Here is a 21,015-nt window from a genome sequence, read left to right on the forward strand (position 1 = left end):
GTCACACCTGTTCCCATGCCGAACACAGTAGTTAAGCTCTCCAGCGCCAATGGTAGTTGGGGCTTTGCCCCTGCGAGAGTAGGACGTCGCCAGGCAATACGAAAGAAACCCAGAAAGCAATTAACTTTTCTGGGTTATTTTTTTATCTTGATTAATTAATTTAATGAAATTAATTTAATGAAATTCTCCACTAGGCTTAGGATTTTTTTGCAAAAAGCAGGGAAATGCTGATCGATTGCGAAATGTATACTAAACAAGTAATAAGAGGAGTGGAGAGTTTGAAACCAAAAGTATTAATTACAGAGCAAATACCGAATGAAATACTGGATTATATTCAGGAATCATGTGATTGTATTACGTGGGAAAAAGAAGGAAAAATGCCTCGCGCAGAAGTACTAGAGCAAATAGACGAAGTGGATGGCTTATTAACGACACATATAAAAATAGACGATGAACTGTTAAGTCAAGCCAATCAATTAAAAATCGTTAGTGATATCTCAGTTGGTTATAATAACTATGATATAGAGGCCTTGAAAAACCATAATATTTTCGCAACACATACGCCTTATGTATTAGACGAAACGGTTGCAGACTTAGTGTTTAGTCTTATTCTCTCTGTTGCACGAAGAATTCCGGAGCTTGATCGCTTTGTGAAAGAAGGAAAATGGGAAAAATCAATTGGAGAAGAAGGCTTTGGTAAGGATGTACATAGTACAACAATGGGAATCATAGGAATGGGAAGAATTGGTGAAAAAATTGCTAGGAGAGCGTCCCTCGGGTTTGGCATGGATGTTCTTTACTATAAACGGACACCGAACCCTGAACTGGAGGAAAAACTAGGTGCTACATATGTAGAATTTGAAACGCTACTTGAACAATCAGATTTTGTCGTCGTGATGACTCCGCTATCTGATACAACCTATCATTTAATTGGTGAAAAAGAATTCAATAAGATGAAAAAAGATGCATTTTTCATTAATGCTTCCCGTGGTCCGGTTGTAAATGAAAAGGCTCTCATTCAAGCGTTAAAGGAGAAGAAAATAGCTGGTGCGGGTCTCGATGTATTTGAACAGGAACCCACCGATCCAAATAATGAATTGTTGAAAATGGATAATGTAGTCACTCTTCCGCATATTGGTTCTGCCACGAAAAAAACAAGGTTTGATATGGCGATGGTTGCAGCCCAGAACTTAGTTGATGGTGTAACAGGGAAAACACCAAAGTATGTAATAAAAGAATTAAAAAATTAAGGAGTTAGTGATAAAGAGCAGTTCATCTAAATACAGATCTGCTCTTCTTTTATTTTTATCTCTAAAAATTAAAATCGTATCGGTTAGCGAAAGAAAAGCGTTTTAGGTACAATAGGTTTACTATAATAAGAAGAGGAGTTATGGTGTATGCGCATTTTAGTTATTGTTGTTCATCCAACAATGGAGGAATCTGCTATTAACAAGCGGCTAAAAAAAGCTATTGTTGGTAAATCTAATATTTTGGTCCATGATTTATACGACACCTATCCCGATGAAAATATTGACATAAAGCGAGAGCAACAATTACTAGAAGGACACGATCGAGTAGTTTTCCAATTTCCAAATTACTGGTATAGTTATCCTCCACTACTGAAAAAGTGGTTTGATTTAGTTTTAGAGCGTGGCTGGGCTTTTCGGGGTAAGCATGCACTTCAAGGAAAAGAGTTTGGTATTGCTGTAAGCTCAGGATTTACTAGAGAGGATTATCGATTTGATGGATTACATCGACACACAATTGAACAGGTAATGGCTTCATTTTTTGCTACCTGTAATTTTATCCGAGTGAAATCGATCCCAATGTTTACAACTTTTGAGGATGAGTTAGAAACAGAGGAAGACCTTGAACGAATGTCTCAGCAATATCTAGCTTATTTACGGAAAAGATACTCGTTTCACCGAAATACTTATAAATGAATATAAGTTAGACCCTTAAAAAACTTATAAAAAATGGCTCTTGCTAACATGGCAGTAGCAAGAGCCATTGGAGAGGTAATTTTAACTTACATTAAATCATAAACGGATTCTTCAAAGTAGAGCCAGTGATAATATTCAATCTGTTCATCTGACATACTCAGTATGTCTTGTTGAGTAAATTTGTTTTTCTCTAGTAGGTGTTCCATCTTATAATCACGTTCGACTTGGCTCATTTAATCAAATCCTCCTTGTACCCTTAAAGGGTATCTCTGCAATTTGGTATTTCTTCCCTTTGCTTACTTTTATTATATATCTCAAAAAGAGATAAAACAAATATCATTTTGAGATTAATTTATCCAAAGTGATATAGAATGATTATGTTTAGCGGTATGCACTAGGCTGATAAGTAGAAAGAAAGCTATGCGTCGCAAATCATAACGTTATCACTTAAGTATATTCCGTTCATATCTGTTTTTTTAACATGAATGAACGGAATATTTTATTTATTTAAAAAACACGATGGGTTAACATTAAATACAAAAGTAAACGCTTTCCAAACATGGAAAGCAAGTTCAAGCTTGATTAAATCGTATGGCGAGAGGAGGAAACCTGTTGAAAATCGTAAGTATTAAAGAGAAGGCAGTACCAATTCAATCAAGTATTCGTAATGCTTATATTGATTTTAGTAAAATGACTGCCTCTGTTGTTGCGATTACTACAGATGTAATTCGTAATGGAGAACAAGTTATTGGTTATGGGTTTAATTCGAATGGAAGGTATGCGCCAAGTGGTCTTCTACATGATCGATTTATTCCACGCTTAGTGGAAGCAGATGAATCGGAGATTATAAACGAAGATGGAACAAACCTGGACCCTCACAGGATTTGGGATGTGTTAATGAAGGGTGAAAAACCAGGTGGTCACGGAGAACGATCGGTTGCTGTTGGAACGATGGATATGGCGGTATGGGATGCAGTAGCCAAAATAGAAGAAAAACCTTTGTATCAATTATTGGCAGACCGTTACCGAAACGGCCAAATTGATGATAAAGTCTTTGTTTATGCTGCAGGAGGTTATTACCAACCAGAGAAAAGTTTGGTCAAGCTGCAAGATGAAATGCGACGCTATTTAGACATGGGATATACAGTAGTAAAAATGAAGATTGGTGGCAGTTCTTTAGATGAAGATTTGCGGAGGATTGAGGCAGTATTGGAAGTTGTGCCATATGGACAATCACTAGCAGTTGATGCTAATGGACGTTTTGACCTTGATACAGCCATCCGTTATGCGGAAAGGTTAGAACCTTATCACCTGTTTTGGTATGAGGAAGCTGGTGATCCACTTGATTATCAACTGCAAGCTGAATTATCGAAGCATTATTCCCATTCTATGGCAACTGGAGAAAACTTATTTTCCATGCAAGATGCTCGCAACTTAATTCGTTATGGAGGTATGAGGCCAGATAAAGATTATTTACAATTTGATTGTGCATTAAGCTATGGATTAGTGGAGTATTTAAGAATTTTAGATATGTTAAAGGAACATGGTTGGTCCCCCCGTCGTTGTATTCCACATGGCGGCCATCAAATGTCATTGAATATTGCGGCAGGATTAGGTTTAGGTGGAAATGAATCCTACCCTGGTGTGTTCCAGCCGTTTGGCGGATTTGCTGACGATATTCCAGTTGAATCAGGTTATGTAGGACTTCCAGATGTTCCAGGCATTGGTTTTGAAGCGAAATCTGAATTAATTTCTTTGATGAGGACGGTCTCAAAATAATTGTGAAGGAGGAAAATTGATGGATTATAAGAATTTTAGTAAACAGTTGGAGACCATCTCTGGTATCACTATTACTCCATTCAAAAAGTATTCAAAAGAAATTGACTGGGATGGAGTGAAGGAAAATGTTGAATTTCTTATTAGGAAAGGCTTAAAAGTCATCGTTCCGTGTGGGAATACAAGTGAATTCTATTCACTAACAATAGCGGAAGCAAAAGAAGAAATTAGAAGAGTAGTAGAATATGTAGATGGAAGGGCTCTTGTTATTGCGGGTATTGGATATGCTGTCGATACAGCGATCGAAATGGGAAGCTATGCCAAAGATGTCGGTGCAGATGGAGTAATGATTCATATGCCGATCCATCCCTATATTACAAACAATGGTGCAACAGCATATTTTAGGAAAGTTATTCAATCTGTAGATCTACCATCTATTATTTACTTTAAAGATCCTCATTTAAGCGATGACATACTACATGAGTTAGCTCCTCTAGAAAAGTTCGTTGCAGTTAAATACGCAGTCAATCATTTACCTAGATTCACATATACCACTCAAACACTGGACCCTAATCATCATGTAACAATGATTTGTGGTACTGCAGAGAAATGGGCGCCGTTTTTTTATCAAGCAGGGGCGAAAGGATTTACATCTGGTCTAGTTAACGTCTATCCAGAAAAGTCGTTTGAATTGCTGGAAGCACTTCAACGTAGTGACATGGAAGATGTATGGAAAATCTGGAGGGAAATTCTTCCGTTTGAAGAGTTACGAGCCAAATATAATAGTGGAAATAATGTAGTTGTTGTTAAAGAAGCAATGAATCTACTGGGGCTTAATGCAGGTGTCACACGAGAGCCGGTTGGTGAGTTAAGTCAAGCTGATAAACAAGCGGTAACAGACCTGATAAAAGATTGGGGAATAACACTTCAAACTACTGAAAGCTAAGTGTTTGAAGAAGCGCTAGATTAGCACTGTATTTAAAGGATAAATATTAATTTTGAGAGGATGGATAGACTTTGAAAATAGTTGATCTTCAATTAACTGTAGTTGGGGTTCCAAGACATACTGGCTTTATTAACAAACACGTCATCGTTGAGTTGTTTTCTGATGAAGGATTGGTAGGAATTGGTGAAATGTCGGATTTTTCTCACTTGCCGAGATACGCACCAGATGTGCATGATTTAACGAACGTATTAAAATCCATTTTGGTAGGTAAAAATTCATTTGATGTATCACTAATTAATAAAGAACTTTTAGGTAACTTTCCTGAGGCGATGTATTATTACGAAAAAGGTAGTTTTATTCGAAATGGGATAGACGCTGCCTTACATGATTTGAATGCAAAATATTTAGACACCTCTGTTGCTGATTTGATTGGTGGTCAGGTTCGGGAAAAAATAAAGGTATGTTATCCAATATTTAGACACCGCTTCATGTCAGAAGTGGAAGAAAATTTAGAAACGGTAAGAAGGCGATTACAACAAGGGTTTGATGTTTTTCGGTTATATGTTGGAAAAAATCTTGATGCTGATGAAGCGTTTTTAGATGGTGTGCACAGAGAATTCGGCTCTAAAGTTACTATTAAATCACTAGATTTTAGCCACTTGATGGATTGGAAAGACTCTCTGCGTGCTGTAAAACGCTTATCCAAATATAATTTTGAACTGATTGAAAGCCCAGCACTAGCCAATGATTTTGAAGGATTAAAAGAGTTTAGAGTACGTGTTGATGAACCAATTAGTGAGCACGTTTGGAGTTTTAGACAACAATATGAAATGATTAAACAAAACGCAGTAGATATTTTTAACATTTCCCCAGTCTTTATTGGCGGATTAACGGCTGCAAGAAAAGCAGCTGCAGCAGCAGAAATAGCCGGAAAATCATGTCTGTTAGGTACAACACAGGAACTTTCCATTGGAACAGCAGCAATGGCTCATCTTGGTAGTACACTAGTTAATTTAGATTATACTTCTGATCCTACTGGACCTGAGTTATATGTTGGAGATGTCGTGAAAAATAAAATTCAATACAACAATGGCTATCTGGAAATTCCGGATAGAGGGGTGAAAGGATTAGGAGTTGAATTAGATCCAGAGTTGATTGAAAAGTATCGAGTGGAAGATTTAAGCTGGGGAGAAGTTACTGTTCATCAATTACAGGATCGGACTGCAAATATGACAAAAACAAAAAGTTAATAAGATTAATAGATAATTGATGTTTAGTTCCTTTAGATAGTTAGTTATATCTTCGTTTATTTTTCAGCTGTAAAAGTAGTCGGTTTATTATACATGGACCTCTGTAGTTTTTATTTAAAGAAACACAAGAGTGTTATAAAATCTAACTGTAAACGCTTACAACATAAAAGGGGAGGTAAAGAAATGAAAAAGTATTTGTTATTGATGTTGTCAGTCATCACGATTCTTCTCATTGCAGCTTGTAGTGGAGGTTCCGATGAAGAAGAAGCTTCAGGAGGCAATGGAGGAGAAAATGAACAAAGCAGTGAAGAAACCGGTGGAAGTGATGATGGGGGCGGAGATGATGCAGACCAGGAACAGATTACATTAAGGATGTCGTGGTGGGGGTCACAAAGTCGTCACGACATGACAAATGAAATCATTGCTCTTTATGAAGAACAAAATCCACACATAAAAATTCAAACTGAATTTACAGGTTTTGATGGCTACTTTGAAAAGATGGCAGCACAGGCAGCAGGGAATAATCTTCCTGATATTATGCAACAAAACTTTGGAGAGTACGTAAACTTATATGCATCTCAGGATTTGCTTACTGACCTTTCACCATTTGTAGAAGATGGAACGATTGATCTAGATGGTGTATCCGACACAATTGTAGATGCAGGAAAAGTGGGTGGCACACTAGTTGGTATTCCAACAGGAACAAACGCACTTGTAGCTACTTATGATTCGGCGGCATTTGAAGACGCAGGAATAGATGCACCTACTCATGATTGGACATGGGAAGACTACGAGCGTATTGCACGTGAGTATCACGAAGAAACAGGTAAATATGGAGCACGTTTAAATGAACCTGGTAATATGTTTGAGTACTATTTAAGAGAAAAAGGCTATGCATTATTTAATGAAGATGGAACTGGACTTGGTTACGATGATGATCAATTGCTTGTTGATTATTTAAGTATGACAAAAGGTTTGATCGACGATGGCGTAATGCCAGGATATGATGTTATTCAGTTAATTAAAGGCTTAGAGGATGAATTAATCGTTCGCGGGGAAACACCACTCGACTTAACGAACTGGTCTAACCAAGTAGGTGCTCTTGAAAACGCAGCTGGAACACCAATTGAAATGGTTGTCCTTCCTGGAGAAAATAATGACCGTGGTATGTTCTTGAAACCATCGATGCTATGGTCAATCGGTAAAAATTCAGAGCATAAAGAAGAAGCGGCGAAATTCATCAACTTCTTCACAAACACTGTAGAAGTCTTTGAAATCATTGGCTCAGATCGTGGGGTTCCGATTAAGCCTGAAGTTCGTGAAGCATTAGAACCGAATTTAAGTGACATTGATCAAAAAGTTTATGATTATGTGAATTATGTTAGTGAAAATAGTTCACCAGCAGATACAAACTTCCCGCCTTCTGCAAGTGAAGTATTTAAAGCACTAGAAGATACAGATGAATTAGTTATGTACGGTGAACTGACACCAGAAGAAGGTGCAGAACAGTTTAGAATGAATGCAGAAAGAATATTAGCAAAATAATAGATTTGGGGAATGGTCCTGTGATCTAAGAATGGTGATCAGGACCCCCTATCTTTATTCTATTTTATCTGGCTGAAAATTTCGAAACTACATCTGAACAACAAACCGAAGAAAGAGGTGGTGTTGATGGGACTTAGAGAACCGGAAGTACAAAATCAAATGCAGAAAAATAAAAATCTGCCCCCGACGAAAAAATTTAATAGAAAAAGAGTAGGTAGGGAATTTGAAAATGGCATGGGATATATGTTTATCTCTCCATTTATCATAGGTACCGTAATGCTTACGCTTTTTCCTATCGTATACTCTCTATATCTATCTTTTACTAATTTTAATTTAGTAGGGGAGGCTGATTGGATAGGGCTCAGCAACTACCAGGAAATGTTTACGAGTGATCCTATGTTTAAGCAAGCATTAGAAGTTACCTTTTTGTACGCTGGTGCTGGGGTACCTTTAAGACTTGTTTTTGCTCTTTTAATCGCTTTAGCTTTAAATAAGGTTGTAGAGGCAGCTGGCTTGTACCGAACATTTCTTTACCTTCCTTCCATTGTTGGAGGGAGTGTTGGTGTAGCTATTATGTGGAGACAGTTATTTGGAAATGATGGGGCATTGAACTCAGTACTGGCTTCAATGGGATTACCAACGCATTCTTGGTTAGGTGACCCGGATACGGCTATTTGGACATTAGTTGTCTTGTATATTTGGCAGTTCGGATCTTCGATGTTAATATTTCTTGCCGGTTTAAGAAATATCCCGAAAACATACTATGAAGCATCATCTGTAGATGGCGCACACAAGATTCAACAGTTTTTTAAAATTACTTTACCATTGTTAACACCGGTAATTTTATTCAATTTGGTTATGCAAACGATACAAGGATTCATGGCATTTACTCCAAGTTTTATTATTACGGCAGGTGGACCGATGAACAGTACTCTTCTTTACATCCTTTATATGTATAGGAATGCCTTTCAATTCTTTGATATGGGTTATGCGTCTGCATTAGCGTGGTTTATGTTATTAATCATTGCAGTGTTTACTGCATTAATTTTCAAATCCTCAGATCGTTGGGTTCATTACGATGATAATTAAAGAAAAGGAGGGTCTACTATGATTACGAGGAAAAAAAGAGTTCGTAATAAAGTCATTCAACATGTTTCTTTAATTGCTTTAACAGCTGTAATGCTCTATCCATTAATTTGGATGCTTGGAAGCTCCTTTAAAGAAAGCTCACAAGTTTTCGTTGATGCACATAGAATTTTTCCTGAAACATGGAACTTTTCCAATTATTCAGATGGATGGAAGGGTTTTGCAGGTATTACTTTTGGTACCTTCTATAAAAACACATTTATCATTGTAACCATATCAACCATTGGGGCTATTTTATCTTCCGCATTAATTGCCTATGGTTTTGCACGGATAAAATTTCGTTTTAAAAAGTTTTGGTTTGTAGTTATGATGTTAACCATGATGCTCCCATTTGAGATAATTATGATTCCACAATATGTTATGTTTAACTGGTTTGGGTGGATTGATACGTATCTTCCACTTATCCTGCCAACATTTTTTGGCGTACCGTTTTTTATCTTTTTAATTATGCAGTTTATCCGTACAATTCCAACAGAGCTTGATCAAGCTGCAAGGATTGATGGATGTAATACAATCACCATTTTCACACGAATTATTGCTCCGTTAGTAGTACCAGCAATGATGACTGCAGCCATTTTTTCTTTTTACTGGCGTTGGGATGACTTTATGGCCCCATTACTTTACTTGCAGAGTCCTGATAAATATCCGGTTTCATTAGCTTTGAAAATGTTCTCTGACCCAGAAGCTGTAACAAACTGGGGGGCTATGTTCGCGATGACAACATTAAGTTTACTTCCTATTATGATCATCTTTTTTATCTTCCAGCGTTATATTGTGGAAGGAATAAGTACGAGTGGTCTAAAGGGATAATGAGTGGATGTTCAAAAAGTTCCCAAATGATACGGTGAGCTAATCGTGATTTGGTACTTTTTGAACCCGTATCTTTCTTTTTTCTATATATCTTTGAATTAGTTAGCAAGGTAGAAAACACTTGAGCCAAGTTAGGAGGGAAATAGATGATTGGAAATCGACTTTTTACAGGAATAAATAATTTATGCAAGTGGGTTTGCTATTTTTTTTATCTCAATGTTATGTGGATGTTGTGCACACTTCTTGGGGGTGTATTATTAGGAATTTCCCCTAGTACCGTAGCTTTATATACGATAGCTCGGAAAACAGCGATGGGCGAGGAAGATATTCCTGTTTTTAAAACATTCTGGAGGATATATAAAAAAGAGTTTCTTAAAGCAAATTTGTTAGGTTTAACATTAATTGCTTTTGCTGCAGTTTGGTATATGGATTTCATTTTCTTTCGTCAGTTGGAAGGAACATTTTATCGTATGATGGACTATTTTCTACTGTTGATTGGCATTTTATTTGTTATCGTAATTTCTTACATTTTTCCAGTATATGTTCATTATGAAATGAAATTTCTTAGTTATATGAAATATTCAATTGCCTTTGGCTTTTTACATCCACTTCATTTTATTGCAATGATAATTACGACTATTTCTACCTATTATTTTTTCGCTTATTTTCAAGGATTTATCCTTATTTTGGGTTTCAGTCTTAGTGCTCATCTAAATATGTGGCTAGCCTACCAATCTTTCCAAAAGATTGCTGAAAAACATCTTAAGTATGAGCAAAAAACAAGCTATAATAGTGTTAATAGGAAACCATTAGAAATGAGGGGTACATTTGTTACCAAAAGTTAATCTTGTACTTGAAAAGGCGATGCCGCTTCTTACTCCTTTAATAGTTGCTTTAGGTATAACGGTTTTATCAGGAGCAAGTGGCTTTTCCAATTGGATACCGTGGATTTTTGCTTTTATTAGTTTTTCAAGTTGTTTGGCATTTAATTTACTTGATGTCAAAATGGCATTTTCCAAACCACTTCCGCTTATTAGTTGCATGATTATTTTACAAGTGGTTATGCCTGCGCTCGCTTATGTTGTAGGTATTCTTTTTTTGCACGGAGATATCTATACGATTACAGGAGTGGTTCTCACTTTCATTATTCCAACTGGAGTAGTTACTTTGATGTGGGTATCTATTTACGGTGGCAATGTTGGATTATCAGTTGTTATTGTTTTAACCAATACGTTACTTTCACCAATTATCGTTCCTTTCGTCCTATACTTGTTTGTTGGTACAAAGGTATCGATTGACATTTTAGGGCTTTTTAATGGACTTTTGTGGATGGTCGCTATTCCTTCTGTATTGGGAATGACCGTTAACCGTATGACAGATGGAAAGTCAAAAAGGTTAGGGAAGACGTTGGCTCCGTTTACGAAAATTTGTGTGATGATTGTTATCCTTATTAATAGTGCAGTTGTTTCACCCTATTTTGAAAGAATAGATGCAAATTTGATTTACACATTTTTAATCGTGTTATCCTTGGCGTGTATGGGGTACTTAATTGGTTTTTTTACTGCTATTGGGTTCAACTGGAACAAGGATTATGTCATTAGTTTAATGTATAATAGTGGCATGAGAAATACAGGTGTAGGCGCAGCCTTGGCCGTGACTTATTTTCCATCAGCAACGGTGTTACCAGTCGTCCTTGCGATTGTGTTTCAACAATTTCTCGCTTCTGTTGCAGGTCAGATATCTGTGAAGTACTTTGAAAAAAACGTAAATCTATGGAACAATATTATTAGAAAACTTGGCTAGCGCCAAGCTTTTTGGCGCAGGTGGTTGCCAAGTTGCACTTATACAGGATGGAACCTTTTTATAAATGCTTCCTTCTTCACCTCCAGTTACCCTTCACTCGATGGGAGTTCGATCCTCGTTTAATTTTGATGCGCTTTCATTCATTTTTTATAGTTAAGGAATTCTGTAATCTTTTAATCTATCTAAACAAGCAATTTATGGTATAATAACAATTAATAAATCATGATATGTCTCAACAGAATCAGGGAACTAGCTGGGGGGATAGGTTTGAATAAAGCGACAAGCGTAATTAGAAACAGGAAAGATTCCCTCATCCAAATAATGAAAGCGCTTCACCCAACAAATATCTTTAATCAATTCACCGTTATCCGGAACAAAATATTTTCTTTAACCTTTTTGTTGTTATTTATTTTTGGAATTATGGGGATTTTTATTTTTAAATTACTTTCTTTTATTTATGAAGAGAAAATTTACGATGAGTCTGCAGAAAATTTAAAACTTTCTTCTCACGTCCTTGATGAAGAACTGCAGCGAATTGAAAATCTTTCATTCCAAATGGCTACAGATGATTTTGTTCAAAATAGTTTAGAAGGTTTAAGCACAGGTCCGTTGAATTTTCAAGTTTATCGGATACAGGCTGAATTGATTGAGAGGATGACAATGCTTTCTAATCAGGAACCCTATATTTATTCTATTTTAATGGTGGACACTAATGGTCGATCTATTGAAGTAGGTCGTGGTTCTGGGCAAAGAATAAATATTAATAAGCAGGTTGAAAGAATTAAACAAGCAAAGGGAGGGAATGTTTGGATAGATTCTGAAGAGCAAAATTATTTGCTTTCAGCACGAGAAATTAAACAAAAGAAAGGATTAACACTGGAACATCTTGGTTACATAATTATCACGATACGTATGGATAGCTTCATAGATTCAGCATTAAACTATTTATCTAACAATAATTTTATTATTACAATGGATGATGACTTTATATACACGGGGCATTTTATGCCTTACGAGGTTGATAGGTTATTAAACATGGGAATGAATCAGTCATATGAGATTCATCCAGTTGGAGGGGAAGAATTTTTCGTAACGCAACAAAAGTCTGATTTTTCAAATATTACATATTACAATATGCGTCCATTTAAAGATGTCGTTAGTACAAAGCAGTTAATTACCAAATTAATGATAGGTTATTTTATCTTGATGTTGGCTTTAACGATATTTTTAAGTCGTAAATCAGCATATGCTATTTCTAAACCCATTGAGCAATTAACGAAAAAGATGAAACAGGTTCAAAATGGGAACTTTACTCCGATCAATCACAAGGAAGAACCATATCTAAAAGATGAAATCGGAGATCTACAGCAGAATTTTCATATCATGCTTGATAAAATTAATGATCTAATTAAAGAAAACTATACAAAACAATTGCTGATTAAAGAGACGGAGTATAAGGCGCTTCAATCACAAATAAACCCGCATTTTCTATATAATACACTTGATTCGATCAATTGGTTAGCTAAGTTAAATAATCAAAAAAAGATAGCCGAAATGGTAGAGGCATTAGGAAACATGTTAAGGAATATCATTAGTAAAAAAGCTCCTCTTGTTACCATTAAAGAAGAATTAGAAATAATAGAACATTATATCACGATTCAGAAGTACCGGTATGGGGAGCGGCTGTCCTTTAGGTTGGATTATGATCAAGATATTGAAACGTCCAGCATTCCTAAACTCACCATCCAGCCGCTTGTGGAAAATTCCATTCAACATGGTCTTGAAGAAATGATATCAAAATGCAATATTTTTGTTCGGATTGCTTTAAAAGACGAATTGCTTCATATCGTTGTTTTGGATAATGGCCCAGGTATGGATGATGAAACAATTAATCATATTTATGACGGGAAAATCAAACCAAAAGGATCTGGTATAGGCCTATATAATATAAAAGAAAGAATCCAATTAATGTTTGGTGAAGAATATGGAGTTGAGGTTAGTAGCGAAAAAGGAAAGGGAACTAAAGTGAAAATCGTCTTACCTTTTGTGAAGGGATGAGATAGATGTATAAGGTAATGTTTGTTGATGATGAAATTAATTTATTAGAAACCATCGCAAAGCTCGTGGATTGGGAAAGTTGTGGCACTTGTTTAAAATATAAAGCGACAAACGGGCAAATGGCATTTGAATTAATAAAAAGGAATCCTCCAGATATTGTTATTACGGATATAAAAATGCCTGGGATGAATGGGATTAAGTTAATCGAAAATGTTCATTATCTCTTTCCTGATGTTAAATTTATTGTACTTTCAGGTTATGATGAATTTGAATTTGCACAAACTGCAATGGAGTATGGTGTGAAACATTATTTATTAAAACCTAGTAATGAAAAAAAGATTCAGAATGCTTTAAAAAACGTTGTTCAGGAAATAACAGAACTTAAAGAAAAGAAACATTTTTTAGAGGAACTGAATAACAATTTATCGCAAACCATTCCTAAAGCAAGAGAACAATTATTACGGGAGTTTGTGGCAACCAATAAATATGGAATGTTGGAATGGAATCATTATCAACAAGTGTTCGACCTCCCTCCTAGGACTAAAAAGTATCAACTAATTGTTGTGACGCTTGATGATAGTAATCAACTTCAGCAATTATTTTTCTTAAAAGATAGGATTACCAAAGAGTTGGCAGGGTTGGAGATACATGTTCTTTCCACAATCTTATCCGATCGTATCGTAATTTTAATTGAGAGTAGTAAGAATTTAAAGCAAATAGAAATATTGAAAACGATTCAAGAAAAGTGTAAAGCTTCGAATAGGTTATCTTTTACAGCTGCTATAAGTAGTTTGGGACGAATTGAGGATTTGCATAAGCTCTATAACGAAACCTTACACTATTTAAATAAGATTTTTTATCTCGGAAGTGGGAAGATAATTACTCCAGATGACTTTTATTCGGAAGAGGATCAAGCATCAGATTTACAGTTTGATCATGAAGAGTTACTTTTTTACGTTAGAAGCGGAAACATGGAGGAGGTTCGTCGCTATCTTGACGAATTTTTCGATAAGGTAAAAGACACGAAGTATGATGTGAATATGGTAAGAACTCATTGTATTCGATTATTTATGTCGTTAGCTAGATATACTAAAAAAGATGCCATGAACGATCTGTTATCAGAAGCTGCCTATTTTCAAGATTTTAATACACTTGATCAGATAGAATCTTTTTTAGTCAAAGTATTTCTTGATGTTACAGAGGAACATTATGATAATAAAAAGCAAACAAGACATACTTTAGTTCGTGAAATGAAAGAATATGCAAAAGTTAATTTGCATGAAGAGTCACTATCTATTTCCAAAATCGCGACGGAAGTATTATATATGAATTCAGATTACTTAGGAAAAGTTTTTAAGAAAGAAACTGGAGAAAATTTCTCTAATTATGTATTAAAGCTGAGAATGAGAAAAGCAATTGAAATAATCGAATACACGGATGAAATAACGATTACGGAGGTTGCTAAAGAAGTAGGCTATGGTAGTAACCCGCGTTATTTTGGTCAGGTTTTTAAAAAATATACAGGTTTTACTCCGACAGAGTATAAAGCTATCGTTAGCTAATTGGTTTTAATTACTAATTTCGCATGAATCTTAATAAAAATAATGATTGACAGATGCATCAAGTTTATATATTATTAAATCAAATAGTTGAATCGTTCTCCTAAAGGGGAGTAGCTTTTACAACAAAGTCGTCATTTCGGAGTATAGTACTCTCGGCTTTGTTGGCAACATGTTTGTTGTTAGCAAGACCTTTACCTAAGGGTAAGGGTCTTTTTATGTTAAAAAGCCTTTACCAATCATTGGTAAAGGCTTTTTTATTTTCCTTTTTGAACAACTCGAATAATTGGGGGGAGTGACAATGGGTTGATAGGTATCAATTGATTTTATTGATATCATGTTTCAGTTTAACAGGATGATTTCACTATTTTTCACATGGTTTCAATTGAAACGGAAAGGATAACAAGGAATACTTTTTTAGGTTTTTGTTTTAAATGCGGATTTTTACGATAAAAAAGACATGAAATTAGGGAGGATTTATATAAATTGGACTTTTCAATATTATTCGAATACACATGGGTACTATTACTATTAATTGCACTTGAGGGACTTTTAGCTGCCGATAACGCATTAGTATTAGCAATTATGGTAAAGCACCTTCCGGAAGAACAAAGAAAGAAAGCATTATTCTACGGTCTAACAGGTGCATTTATTTTTCGATTCGCTTCTTTATTCGTGATTTCGTTTTTAGTAGATGTATGGCAGGTGCAAGCAATCGGTGCTGCTTATCTGTTATTTATTGCTGTTAATCATATGATTCGAAAATTTGTTGTGAATAAAGGTACAAACAAAGAAAAGGAAGAAAAAGAAAAAAAGAAAGCAGGATTTTGGGGCACAGTATTTAAGGTAGAGCTTGCTGATATTGCTTTTGCTGTTGATTCCATTTTAGCAGCAGTTGCACTTGCGGTTACACTTCCGAATACAAACCTTCCGCAAATTGGAGGCCTTGACGGAGGAAAGTTCATGGTAATATTTGCGGGTGGTTTGATTGGTTTAATAATCATGCGTTTTGCAGCTAATGTTTTTGTTAAATTGTTGCATTCAAGACCTGGTTTAGAAGTAGCGGCTTTTCTAATTGTTGGCTGGGTTGGTGTAAAATTAACCGTTTATACGTTATCACATCCGGAGCTAGGAATTTTACCTTATGGGTTTGCAAAATCACCAGAATGGAAGATTACGTTCTATGTTGTTCTTATTTTAATTGCACTTGGTGGATGGTTTCTGTCAAAGGATAAAAAAGAAGAACATCAAACAGTATAAATTTTCGTTATTAAAAAAAGGCTTGAAGGAATCCCTTCAAGCCTTTTTTCCATACTTTTGTTTTGTTTTCGTTTTGCTAAATAGTAGAAAGAATTTGATTCACGTTGCTTTTATCTGACAAATAAATTGACCATATTGCTTGAAAGCGGTATCTTTATAGTAATGAAAAAAATGGAAACTAATGGTGATTTTTCTCCACTATCAATCTAACAGATGTCCTGGCGTCATGTACTTATGAGTTTCGTCGTGTTAATCCCAACTCAACTGAAATATTAAGTTGGGATGTTATGGGCATTATATCGGTTTAAAAGGATAGTTGGTGATTTGGGGAAGGGGGATTTTAATTGGAAAATATTGTTCAAGCAGAAAATGTAGAAAGAGTTTATGGACATGGAAAACAGGCTGTAAAAGCATTAAAAAGTATTCATTTGTCCGTTCAAAAGCACCAGTTAGTCACATTAAAGGGTAGATCTGGCTCAGGAAAAACAACATTATTAAATATAATAGGAGCTTTAGATAGGCCTACAAATGGAAGCGTTATCATGGACGACCTAAACATTAGCAACCTCTCCGAAAGGGATCGTGTTCAACTTCGGAGAGATAAGATTGGATTTGTGTTTCAATCTTTTGGATTGGTTCCGTTAATGACTGTTGAAGAGAATATTGAAATGGGATTAAGAATTGCTGGGGTAGAAAGAACAGAATGGGAAAAACGTGTCAGTAATGCAATTGATTTGGTTCAATTAACGAAACGCGCCAAGCATCGTCCTTATGAATTATCTGGTGGGGAACAACAAAGATGTGCCATTGCACGTGCTATTGCAACACGACCAAAGCTTATTTTAGCTGATGAACCTACTGGGGAATTAGATACAAAAACAGCCTTTCATATTATGAGGATTTTTCGAGAGCTTGTGCAAACAAAACAAACAACGATTATCATGACAACACATGATCCGGCGATAATGGAGCTGGTTGATCATGTTTATGCTTTGGAGGATGGGGAGATTGTTGATGAAAAAAATACGATTCGTGTTAACTAAAGGAAGTTTTATCGTGTTTCTTTGTATGGCGCTATCTTCTTTAGCGGCATGCTCGTTATTACCAAAGGAGGAAGAAACGTTAGCTCCACCGCTCGTTGAACCAACTGAAATTGAATATGAAACAGAGGAAGCGACTATAAAAACAATTGTAAAGGAAGTGGATGGGGTAGGAAATCTGGTTCCTTCTGATCAAGAAAATTTATTTTTTACTGAATCTGGTGGAAGACTGGAAGCGATCCATGTTAATGCTGGAGATCAGGTTGAACAAGGTCAGGTGTTAGCTGAAATCGATACAGGTAACTTATCTTTTTCCATTAGTCAAGCAGAAATTGATTTAGAGAAAGCAAAATTGCATTTAGCACAGCTTCAAGAACAAGAAGCAGATTCATACGCGATTGAAATTGCTAAGCTTGATATCCAATCCGTAGAGCTTCGTTTAAACCAAATGAAGGAAGAACAAAGGAATGCTAAAATTATTTCTCCTGTAAATGGGTTTGTTACGTTTGTAACAGATAAAGAAGCTGGTGACACCATAGAGGCATATGAAGATTTAATTCAGGTTGCAGATCCACAAAATCTTCAAATCATTTACACGGCTACGAGTCCACAAGACTTGAAGGAAGTGAATGTGGGAATGCCAGTATCTATTGATTTATCCGGGCAGGATTTACAAGGTGAAGTAGTTCAAACACCAAGTGATGTTCCTATGGAAGTGATTGAAAAAAATGATATTTATCAACGAAGTATTCTTGTTCGAGTTGATGAAATTCCTGAAAATGTGGAAGCTGGGGATGTTGCAAATATTGTAGTTGTGTTACAGGAAAAAGAAAATGCGCTTACTATTCCAAGAGGCGCGTTACGTACATCTTTTGGTCGGGAGTATGTCCAAGTATTAACAGACGAATCCAAGCGAGAAGTCGATGTTGAAAAAGGGATTGTGACTTCAACAGAAATCGAGGTACTAAAGGGATTAGAAGAAGGAGATCAAGTTATTTTAAAGTAGGGGGATCGGGAAAGCTATGTTGTTACTTATTTTACGAAAAATGCTCAACAATCGTTGGCTCGTTGGTAGCTTGTTTCTGGGCTTGGTCATTACCGTTTCCCTTGTTTCGAGTATTCCAACCTATACTTCAAGTATCCTACATAAATTATTGATAAAGGAGCTAGAGCAACACCAAATTGATCATGAGGAATTTCCTGGTACGTTTACTTATTCATTGTCTTTTCCGAGTGACGATAAAAGCAACATTTTGGATGTCTTTGAAAAAGTAGAAGCATACGATCATTCCATGATGGATGAAGTGGAAGTACCAATTCTTGCAGACGTAACGATTTTAACGACAGACCCGATGCTCGTTTCGCGAACGAATGAGAAGAAGGAAATAAATCCAGATACGTCTGACTATGGCAGAGTGACAGCATTAAACGATTTACAAAAACATGTAACGATAGTGGACGGAAGGTTTCCTAGCGCGGAGCCTGAGGATGATGTTTATGAGGTATTAGTGACAGAAAAAGGTTTGGCGGATCGTGATATGGTATTGGATACCATCTTTTTAGCAAGCAGGGGTAATACGGAAATTTTAATAAAACCAGTTGGAGTTTTCCAAGCAAAGGATGAAAGAGATCCTTATTGGATGGGATCTGTTTCTCGGTATAATCAAGATTTTTTAGTGCCGGATGAGTTGTTTCGAGAAAATTTCCTTCAAGAGGGTGATCACTTACTCGCTAACGTAAGGTTTTCTACTGCTTTTGATTATCAACAGATTACCGTTGAGAATAGTAGCCAAATAAGAAGCCTTGAAGATCGAGTGCGTGCGTTTACGGATGAGCATACGGATGATGCTATCATGTATGTAAACTTCCCAATGGATCGGATACTACTAAACTTTCATCGCCAAAGTGAACAGTTAACTACGATGCTTTGGTCACTTAATATTCCGATATTAATCATGCTTGCGATTTACTTGTTTATGGTATCGAGATTAATTGTTGATCGCCAATTAAATGAGATTGCTGTTTTAAGAAGTAGAGGGGCAAAGCGCTCTCAGATTCTCATGATTTATTTAGTAGAAGTAAGTTTACTTGGTGTAATAGCATTAATCATCGGTCCTTATCTTGGGTTGATGCTAGTCAAAGTGCTTGGTGCTGCAAACGGATTTTTAGACTTTGTTCAACGTTCCTCCCTAGACGTACAATTAATCAATGGGTCTTATATGTATGCCTTATGGGCTGTAATTGCTTCCATTTTTATGGTTATGATTCCAGTGATTCAAGCGACAAGTCAAAGCATTGTAAATCGTAAGCAGCAGTCGGCGAGGTTAGTTGGAACAGCCGTTTGGCATAAGTTTTTTCTGGACTTTGTTTTGTTAGCTCTTGCTTGGTATGGATGGTGGCGATACCAAACACGCCAGGAAGAGTTACTTAACGTATCAGGTGGCATGTTTTCCGTTGATCCTTTTTTGTTTTTCGTTCCAGCATTATTTATTATTGGGTTAGGATTACTTTGTTTGCGAATATACCCATGGCTGATGAAAGCAATCTACTTACTTGGCCGGAAATATTGGTCATTGTCCCTGTACAGTACATTGGTTCAGGTTAGCAGGTCTTCCAGGCAGTATCAATTTTTCATGCTGTTTCTTGTGATGACTATTTCTGTTGGTGTGTTTAGTGCCAGTGCAGCAAGAACGATTAACACGAATCTAGAAGAACAGCTTTACTATGAAAATGGAGCGGATATTACGCTAGAAGTTCGCTGGGAAAGTGAAGCATCTTCGTTTACTCCGAGTACACCGGCAGGACAGAACCAGGGGCAAGCAGCAGAATCAGCAATAGGAGAAACACAAACGTCTGTGTCCTATGCAGAACCTCCTTTTGATCCATTTGTTAATCTAACAGGAGTGGAGCGAGCAACAAAAGTTTTTCAGCATGATAACGTTATTGCTGAAGCAAAAGGGAAGAGTGCGTATTCCGCTGATTTAATGGGAATCGAACCAAAGGCCTTTGGTGAAACTGCCTGGTTTAAGCCGCAGTTATTGCCACATCACTGGTTTGAATATTTAAACCTGTTAGCTGCTGAACCGAGTGCTGTTTTGATCTCTGAATCTATCGCTTCTAAGCTAGGAGTTAGTGAAGGCGATTATCTGTCGATGCGGTGGGATTCTTCCGAGCAAGCGGAATTTATTGTCTATGGAATTATTGACTATTGGCCGTCCTTTCACCCAAATAGGGAAGAGGAGGAAGAAGAAACATCAACTTTAATTGTTGCTAATTTACCTTATGTACAAAATATGATGGGACTTGAGCCGTATGATGTTTGGTTAAACGTGGATGATGGTGTTTTGAGAGAAAATCTTTATCAAGAAATTAGAAGCCATCGAATTCCGGTGGTAAAGATGAATGATGTTTATCCGGATATTGTTGATCTGAAAAATAGTGCGTTTTTATTGGGATTGAATGGTACATTAACGTTAGGATTTCTTATTTCTATATTGATTACGTTTATAGGCTTTTTGTTGTATTGGATACTAACGTTAAAGTCTCGTGTTCTCCAGTATGGTATCTATCGTGCAATGGGCATATCACTGAAGCAATTAGTCGGAATACTTACGTGGGAACAGTTATTTACATCAGGACTGACCTGTTTATTAGGAATTATTATTGGTGGTGTCACTAGTCAATTGTTTGTTCCATTATTTCAGCTGTCGTTTGATCCAAAGGAACAAGTGCCACCATTCCAGGTTATTTTTGATGCGAGTGATGAAATGAAAATCTATTTCTTTATTTTGTTCATGCTAACCATTGGTTTAACGATCCTACTGATTTTGCTAAAACGAATCCGTGTTCACCAGGCTATTAAGTTAGGAGAGGATTAAC

Annotated in this window: 17 protein-coding genes and 1 rRNA gene; 17 read left to right on the plus strand and 1 reads right to left on the minus strand. The window is 36.3% G+C overall.

The features are described 5' to 3' along the window. The 3 genes from rrf to JOC48_RS19235 all read left to right on the plus strand — a co-directional run. Nucleotides 1-95: ribosomal RNA gene (gene rrf, locus JOC48_RS19225) — 5S ribosomal RNA — on the plus strand; the annotation flags it as partial. 147 nt (nucleotides 96-242) lie between these two features. Then, complete coding sequence (locus JOC48_RS19230; RefSeq protein ID WP_204502032.1) at nucleotides 243-1,250, plus strand: 2-hydroxyacid dehydrogenase; 1,008 nt, start codon at nucleotides 243-245, stop codon at nucleotides 1,248-1,250. A 147-nt stretch (nucleotides 1,251-1,397) separates the two neighbouring features. After that, nucleotides 1,398-1,943, plus strand: coding sequence for an NAD(P)H-dependent oxidoreductase (locus JOC48_RS19235; RefSeq protein ID WP_204502033.1), 546 nt, complete (start codon nucleotides 1,398-1,400; stop codon nucleotides 1,941-1,943). Nucleotides 1,944-2,029: 86 nt separating this feature from the next. On the opposite strand, the gene JOC48_RS19240 is transcribed toward JOC48_RS19235, so the two are convergent. Next, a complete protein-coding gene (locus JOC48_RS19240) occupies nucleotides 2,030-2,176 on the minus strand; it encodes a BH0509 family protein (RefSeq protein ID WP_204502034.1) in 147 nt (48 codons plus the stop codon). A gap of 379 nt (nucleotides 2,177-2,555) precedes the next feature. Here JOC48_RS19240 and JOC48_RS19245 point away from each other — a divergent pair, with 379 nt between their 5' ends. From JOC48_RS19245 to JOC48_RS19310, 14 genes are all read left to right on the plus strand, one after another. Beyond that, a complete protein-coding gene (locus tag JOC48_RS19245; RefSeq protein WP_275580781.1) occupies nucleotides 2,556-3,722 on the plus strand; it encodes a mandelate racemase/muconate lactonizing enzyme family protein in 1,167 nt (388 codons plus the stop codon). Between the two features lie 19 nt (nucleotides 3,723-3,741). Further along, on the plus strand, nucleotides 3,742-4,665 hold the full coding sequence (locus tag JOC48_RS19250) for a dihydrodipicolinate synthase family protein (protein ID WP_204502036.1): 924 nt from the start codon (nucleotides 3,742-3,744) through the stop codon (nucleotides 4,663-4,665). A gap of 71 nt (nucleotides 4,666-4,736) precedes the next feature. After that, entirely contained in the window at nucleotides 4,737-5,915 is a 1,179-nt protein-coding gene (locus JOC48_RS19255) for a mandelate racemase/muconate lactonizing enzyme family protein (RefSeq protein ID WP_204502037.1), read from the plus strand. Nucleotides 5,916-6,098: 183 nt separating this feature from the next. Further along, nucleotides 6,099-7,460, plus strand: coding sequence for an ABC transporter substrate-binding protein (locus JOC48_RS19260; protein WP_204502038.1), 1,362 nt, complete (start codon nucleotides 6,099-6,101; stop codon nucleotides 7,458-7,460). Between the two features lie 234 nt (nucleotides 7,461-7,694). Continuing rightward, complete coding sequence (locus JOC48_RS19265) at nucleotides 7,695-8,549, plus strand: carbohydrate ABC transporter permease (protein ID WP_239584489.1); 855 nt, start codon at nucleotides 7,695-7,697, stop codon at nucleotides 8,547-8,549. 18 nt (nucleotides 8,550-8,567) lie between these two features. Then, entirely contained in the window at nucleotides 8,568-9,416 is an 849-nt protein-coding gene (locus tag JOC48_RS19270) for a carbohydrate ABC transporter permease (protein WP_204502039.1), read from the plus strand. Between the two features lie 146 nt (nucleotides 9,417-9,562). Next, the gene (locus JOC48_RS19275) at nucleotides 9,563-10,261 is read left to right on the plus strand and encodes a YesL family protein (protein ID WP_204502040.1); all 699 of its coding nucleotides are present in this window, start codon (nucleotides 9,563-9,565) and stop codon (nucleotides 10,259-10,261) included. Then, nucleotides 10,245-11,219, plus strand: coding sequence for a bile acid:sodium symporter family protein (locus JOC48_RS19280; RefSeq protein WP_204502041.1), 975 nt, complete (start codon nucleotides 10,245-10,247; stop codon nucleotides 11,217-11,219). The genes JOC48_RS19275 and JOC48_RS19280 overlap by 17 nt, the downstream gene beginning before the upstream one ends. Nucleotides 11,220-11,486: 267 nt before the next feature. Continuing rightward, the gene (locus JOC48_RS19285; RefSeq protein WP_204502042.1) at nucleotides 11,487-13,277 is read left to right on the plus strand and encodes a cache domain-containing sensor histidine kinase; all 1,791 of its coding nucleotides are present in this window, start codon (nucleotides 11,487-11,489) and stop codon (nucleotides 13,275-13,277) included. Between the two features lie 5 nt (nucleotides 13,278-13,282). Then, nucleotides 13,283-14,839 carry a response regulator gene (locus JOC48_RS19290; protein WP_204502043.1) on the plus strand — a complete coding sequence of 519 codons (1,557 nt, stop codon included), beginning with the start codon at nucleotides 13,283-13,285 and terminating at the stop codon, nucleotides 14,837-14,839. Between the two features lie 483 nt (nucleotides 14,840-15,322). Next, entirely contained in the window at nucleotides 15,323-16,096 is a 774-nt protein-coding gene (locus JOC48_RS19295) for a TerC family protein (RefSeq protein WP_204502044.1), read from the plus strand. A 344-nt stretch (nucleotides 16,097-16,440) separates the two neighbouring features. After that, nucleotides 16,441-17,139 (plus strand): ABC transporter ATP-binding protein, encoded by a 699-nt coding sequence (locus tag JOC48_RS19300; protein WP_204502045.1) that lies wholly within the window; start codon nucleotides 16,441-16,443, stop codon nucleotides 17,137-17,139. Further along, nucleotides 17,111-18,142: an efflux RND transporter periplasmic adaptor subunit gene (locus JOC48_RS19305; protein ID WP_204502046.1), complete on the plus strand. Its 1,032-nt coding sequence runs from the start codon at nucleotides 17,111-17,113 to the stop codon at nucleotides 18,140-18,142. The genes JOC48_RS19300 and JOC48_RS19305 overlap by 29 nt, the downstream gene beginning before the upstream one ends. A gap of 16 nt (nucleotides 18,143-18,158) precedes the next feature. Continuing rightward, entirely contained in the window at nucleotides 18,159-21,014 is a 2,856-nt protein-coding gene (locus JOC48_RS19310; RefSeq protein ID WP_204502047.1) for an FtsX-like permease family protein, read from the plus strand. Nucleotide 21,015 lies beyond the last annotated feature (1 nt).

Origin of the sequence: Aquibacillus albus (genome assembly GCF_016908325.1) — a bacterium.
GTDB classification, from domain to species: domain Bacteria; phylum Bacillota; class Bacilli; order Bacillales; family Amphibacillaceae; genus Aquibacillus_A; species Aquibacillus_A albus.

Coding starts and splice junctions, on each gene's coding strand:
- JOC48_RS19230 (WP_204502032.1), top strand. CDS start 243: ATGTATACTAAACAAGTAATAAGAGGAGTGGAGAGTTTGAAACCAAAA.
- JOC48_RS19240 (WP_204502034.1), bottom strand. CDS start 2,176: ATGAGCCAAGTCGAACGTGATTATAAGATGGAACACCTACTAGAGAAA.
- JOC48_RS19250 (WP_204502036.1), top strand. CDS start 3,742: ATGGATTATAAGAATTTTAGTAAACAGTTGGAGACCATCTCTGGTATC.
- JOC48_RS19290 (WP_204502043.1), top strand. CDS start 13,283: ATGTATAAGGTAATGTTTGTTGATGATGAAATTAATTTATTAGAAACC.
- JOC48_RS19235 (WP_204502033.1), top strand. CDS start 1,398: ATGCGCATTTTAGTTATTGTTGTTCATCCAACAATGGAGGAATCTGCT.
- JOC48_RS19260 (WP_204502038.1), top strand. CDS start 6,099: ATGAAAAAGTATTTGTTATTGATGTTGTCAGTCATCACGATTCTTCTC.
- JOC48_RS19265 (WP_239584489.1), top strand. CDS start 7,695: ATGGGATATATGTTTATCTCTCCATTTATCATAGGTACCGTAATGCTT.
- JOC48_RS19310 (WP_204502047.1), top strand. CDS start 18,159: ATGTTGTTACTTATTTTACGAAAAATGCTCAACAATCGTTGGCTCGTT.
- JOC48_RS19270 (WP_204502039.1), top strand. CDS start 8,568: ATGATTACGAGGAAAAAAAGAGTTCGTAATAAAGTCATTCAACATGTT.
- JOC48_RS19275 (WP_204502040.1), top strand. CDS start 9,563: ATGATTGGAAATCGACTTTTTACAGGAATAAATAATTTATGCAAGTGG.
- JOC48_RS19305 (WP_204502046.1), top strand. CDS start 17,111: ATGAAAAAAATACGATTCGTGTTAACTAAAGGAAGTTTTATCGTGTTT.